The following is a 4,021-nucleotide window of genomic DNA, read 5'->3' as shown; positions in this document are numbered from 1 at the left end:
GGTCGGCCAGCGCCGCCTGGGTGTCCTGGCGGGCTCGCGCGGCGGCCGCGGCGGCGTCCTCGGCGTCCCGGCGGGCCTCGTCGCGTTCGGTGTGCGCCGCCGCCACCTGGGCGGCGGTCTCGGCGCGGACCTCGGCGAGCTGCCGCTCCACCCCGGCGGGGGAGAGCTCGGCGTGCAGCGCGTCGGTGAGGGTCTCCACGATCTGGTCGAGCCGGTCCACCGCCTCCCAGGTGCGGGCGACCTGCCCGGGCAGGCCGGGGGAGTTGCGGTGGCGCATCCGGGAGTTGCGCGACGCCCGCTGGCAGGCGCCGTCGTTGTCCCGGCAGTACCGGAACGGCCGGCCCGCGCCGGCGCGCTGCGGCACCTCGCGTCCACAGTGGGCGCAGGGACGGGTCTCGGGGGCGGGCTCGGCGTCCATCGGCGGCGAAGTCTAGTTGCCGTGGGTCACGACGGTGTCGACGGCCCGGTGCGGCCGTGGCGGGGCGCCGCCCGCACCGCCGTTCAGTCGACGACCTCGCGGCCGGCGTCCGCGCGGGCGGCACGGTCGAGGGTGTAGTGGCGTTGCAGCAGCACCGCGACCACCATGACGGCGGCCGGCAGCAGGCCGAAGCCGTGCCGGATCGCGGCCTGCGCGCCCGCCGACTGGGTGACCGCCTGCCCGGCCGTGGAGGCCACGAAGCCGCCGGCGGCCAGGCAGAGCGCGTAGGCGTAGGGGCCGAGCGCCGCGCCGGTGGCCTCGGTGGCGGTCCACACCCCGGTGTAGGTGCCGGCCCGGTCGGTGTCGGCGGCGCGGATCACGTCGGGCAGCATCGAGAACGGCAGCAGCTGCATTGCGGCGAACGCCACCCCGAGCACCGCCACCGCGCCGACCAGCACCGGCAGCCCGGCCGGCCGGCCGAGGGCCAGGACCAGCGCGCCGACGGCGAACGCGAGTTGGGCGGTAAGCAGCGCCCGCTGCTTGCCGACCCGTCGGGACACCGCCAGCCAGGCCGGGGTGACCAGCAGTGCCGGCGCGACGAACGCGGCGACCAGCACGGTGGTGAGCTTCGGGCGGCCCAGCTCGTACTCGGCGTAGTAGGGCACCCCGGCCAGCACCAGGTGGGTGGTGGTGGACATGGCCAGGTACGCGCCGACCAGCCAGCGGAACTGCCGGTCGCGCAGGCTCGCCACCAGGGTCGACCACCCGGCCGCCCGGTGCGGCGGCGCCGGCACGGCGGCGGTGCGGCGCAGCCGGTCGATCCCGGCGACGCCGACCGCCATGGCCCCGAGCATCCCCACCGCGAGCAGCGCCGCCATCCGCAGGTAGCCGGCGCGGGTGGCGGCGTCACCGCCGGCCAGCAGCGGCGCGAGCAGCCCGGAGACCAGGATGCCGAGGGTGAGCACCACCATCCGGAAGGCCATCAGCCGGGTGCGCTCGTGGTAGCCGATCCGCAGGTCCGCCGGGGTGGCCAGGTAGGGAACCTGGTACGCGGCGAAGAGCAGGTTGCCGGCGACGAAGAACAGCGCCACCCAGGCCGCGGCAGATGCCCCGCTCCACCCGCCGGGCACCGCGAACAGCGCGGCGAAGGCCAACGGCAGGGCGCAGCCGGCCAGCAGCAGCCGTCGCCGGTGGCCGCGGCGGGCCTGCTCGACGTCGCAGCGGTGCCCGATCCAGGGGTGCAGCAGCACGTCGGCGATCTTCGGCAGCAGCAGGGTCAGCCCCGCCAGCCACGGGGCGACCGCGAGGACGTCGGTGAGGAAGTAGAGCAGCAGCAGCCCGGGCACGGTCACCCAGACACCCATGCCGAGCGAGCCGGCGGCGAAGCCGGCCAGCGGGCCGTGCGGCAGGGCGGCGGCCTGCCGCCGCTGGTCGAGCCCGGTCATGGTCGCCCCCTCCTCGGGGCACGCCGCCCCCAATCCAACGGATGCTGGATTGTAGGGGGGACAATGGCGGGATGACCATGCCCCGCCGCCGACCGGGCCGGCCGCGCCGCGGCGACCAGCGGCCCACCCGTGACCTGGTGCTCGCCGCCGCCACCGCGCTCTTCGCCGAGCGTGGCTTCGACGCGGTCGGCCTGCGCGACGTCGCCGCCGCGGCGGGCGTCGACGTGGCCACCGTCGCCCACCACACCGGCACGAAGGCCGAGCTCTACGACGCCTGCTTCGCCCGGGTCTTCGCCGCCGAGCGGGAGGTTCTCGATGCGGCCGGCGAGCGCGCCCGGGCAGCCCTGGCGGCCGGGCGCGCCGAGGCGCTGCGGGCGCTGCACGACCTGGTCGACGTGTTCGTGGACTTCCTCGAGGACCGGCCGGAGACCACCGCGCTGTGGCTGCGCCGCTGGCTGGAGCCGCACCGGCACGCCGACCTCGACCGGCGGTACGCGGCCCCGCTCTACGCGCTGGTCGAGGAGTTGCTCGCCGCCGCGGCCGCGGGCGGGGCGCTGGTCGAGCCGGCCCCGCACGTCACGGTGCGCAGCCTGGTCTGGGCGGTGCACGGGCACGTGGTGGCCCTCGCCGCGCAGGACGGCTCCGGCGCCCGCGAGCGGCGCGAGTTCCGCACCTTCGTGCACCGCCTCCTGGACGGGCTGTACCCGCCGGCCACCCCTTGACGGGCCGCCGCCCGCCGGGGATTATCCAGCAGTCGTTGGATTAGGAGGCGGGCATGACGGCACCACCCGCAGTGGCGGTCATCGGCGCCGGCGCGGCCGGACTGGCCACCCTCAAGGCACTGGCCGACGCCGGCGTGCCGGCGGTCGCGTTCGAGACCGCCGACACCATCGGCGGTCTCTGGGTGTACGGGTCGCCCGGCTCGCCGGTGTACCGGACGCTGCACCTGAACACCAGCAAGGGGCGCACCGAGTTCGCCGACCACCCGATGCCGGCGCACTGGCCCGACTACCCGGACCACGGCCGCATCGCCGGCTACCTCGCCGACTACGCCGACCGGTTCGGCCTGCGCGACGCCGTGCGGCTGCGGCACACCGTCGAACGGGTCACCCGGACCGCCGACGGCGGCTGGACCGTGCACGCCACCGGACCCGACGGGCCGGTCCACCTCGACGTCGAGGCGGTGGTGGTGGCCAACGGGCACAACCGGGTGCCGAAGTGGCCCGACCCGTACCCGGGCGAGTGCACCGCGGAGCAGCTGCACAGCCACGACTACCGGGGCCCGGAGCAGCTCGCCGGCCGGCGGGTGCTGGTGGTCGGCGGCGGCAACTCCGCCATGGACATCGCCGTCGACGCCTCGTACGCCGCCGCGCGCACCCTGCTGTCGCTGCGCCGCGGGGTCTGGGTGGTGCCCAAGTACCTGCTCGGTCGCCCCTCCGACACCCTCAACGGCGCGCTCGCCCGCCGGCTGCCCTGGCGGCTGCGGCAGCGGATCAGCCAGACCATGCTCGCCGTCACCGTCGGCCCACCCGCCCGGTACGGGCTGCCCACCCCCGCCCACGGCTTCCTCCAGGACCACCCCACTCTCTCCGACGGGCTGCTGTCCCGGCTCACCCACGGCGACATCCGGGCCCGTCCCGGCATCGCCAGGTGGGCCGGCGACCGGGTCGAGTTCACCGACGGCCGCTCCGACGAGGTGGACCTCGTGATCTGGTGCACCGGCTACCGGGTGGAGATCCCCTTCCTCGCCCCCGAACTGCTCGGCGACGGCGCCGACCGGCTGCCGCTGTACCGGCACGTGTTCCACCTGGACGCCCCCGGCCTGGCCTTCGTCGGGCTGATGCAGTCCACCGGCGCGGCGTTCCCGCTGGTCGAGGCCCAGGCCCGGCTGGTCGCCGGGTGGCTCGCCGGCACCTGGGCGCCACCGGAACGCTCCCGGCAGGCGGCCGCCTGCCGGGCCGAGCTGCGCGCCGCCACCACCCGGTGGGGGCAGCGCCGGCCGCACATGCGGGTCGACTTCGACGCGTACCTCACCGAGCTGGAGCGGGAACTGGCCGCCGGGCGGCGCCGGGCGGAGGTGCAGCGGTGAGCGGGCTGGCGGGACGGCGCGTGCTGGTCACCGGCGCGCGGGGCACCTTCGGGCGGCACCTGTGCGCCG

Annotated in this window: 3 protein-coding genes and 1 pseudogene; 2 read left to right on the top strand and 2 right to left on the bottom strand. The window is 76.7% G+C overall.

The window, feature by feature from the left end; translation table 11 throughout:
• Together B0E53_RS33790 and B0E53_RS33785 are read right to left on the bottom strand one after the other, a co-directional pair.
• Nucleotides 1–418: pseudogene (locus B0E53_RS33790) on the bottom strand (hypothetical protein); the annotation flags it as partial.
• An 83-nt stretch (nucleotides 419–501) separates the two neighbouring features.
• Nucleotides 502–1,863 carry an MFS transporter gene (locus tag B0E53_RS33785; protein ID WP_107079630.1) on the bottom strand — a complete coding sequence of 454 codons (1,362 nt, stop codon included), beginning with the start codon at nucleotides 1,861–1,863 and terminating at the stop codon, nucleotides 502–504.
• Between the two features lie 77 nt (nucleotides 1,864–1,940).
• On the opposite strand from B0E53_RS33785, the gene B0E53_RS33780 reads away from it, so the two are divergent.
• The gene (locus tag B0E53_RS33780) at nucleotides 1,941–2,585 is read left to right on the top strand and encodes a TetR family transcriptional regulator (protein WP_107079631.1); all 645 of its coding nucleotides are present in this window, start codon (nucleotides 1,941–1,943) and stop codon (nucleotides 2,583–2,585) included.
• 53 nt (nucleotides 2,586–2,638) lie between these two features.
• The gene (locus tag B0E53_RS33775; protein WP_107079629.1) at nucleotides 2,639–3,952 is read left to right on the top strand and encodes an NAD(P)-binding domain-containing protein; all 1,314 of its coding nucleotides are present in this window, start codon (nucleotides 2,639–2,641) and stop codon (nucleotides 3,950–3,952) included.
• The last annotated feature ends 69 nt before the right edge of the window (nucleotides 3,953–4,021 follow it).

It is taken from the genome of Micromonospora sp. MH33 (assembly GCF_003013775.1).
In the GTDB taxonomy this organism is placed as follows: domain Bacteria; phylum Actinomycetota; class Actinomycetes; order Mycobacteriales; family Micromonosporaceae; genus Micromonospora; species Micromonospora fulviviridis.
The sequence above is the reverse complement of the archived record's forward strand: the minus strand, read 5'-3'. Positions and strand labels throughout refer to the sequence as shown.

Excerpts from the sequence above, each read along its gene's own strand:
- B0E53_RS33785 (WP_107079630.1), bottom strand. The coding sequence starts at position 1,863 with ATGACCGGGCTCGACCAGCGGCGGCAGGCCGCCGCCCTGCCGCACGGC.
- B0E53_RS33775 (WP_107079629.1), top strand. The coding sequence starts at position 2,639 with ATGACGGCACCACCCGCAGTGGCGGTCATCGGCGCCGGCGCGGCCGGA.
- B0E53_RS33780 (WP_107079631.1), top strand. The coding sequence starts at position 1,941 with ATGCCCCGCCGCCGACCGGGCCGGCCGCGCCGCGGCGACCAGCGGCCC.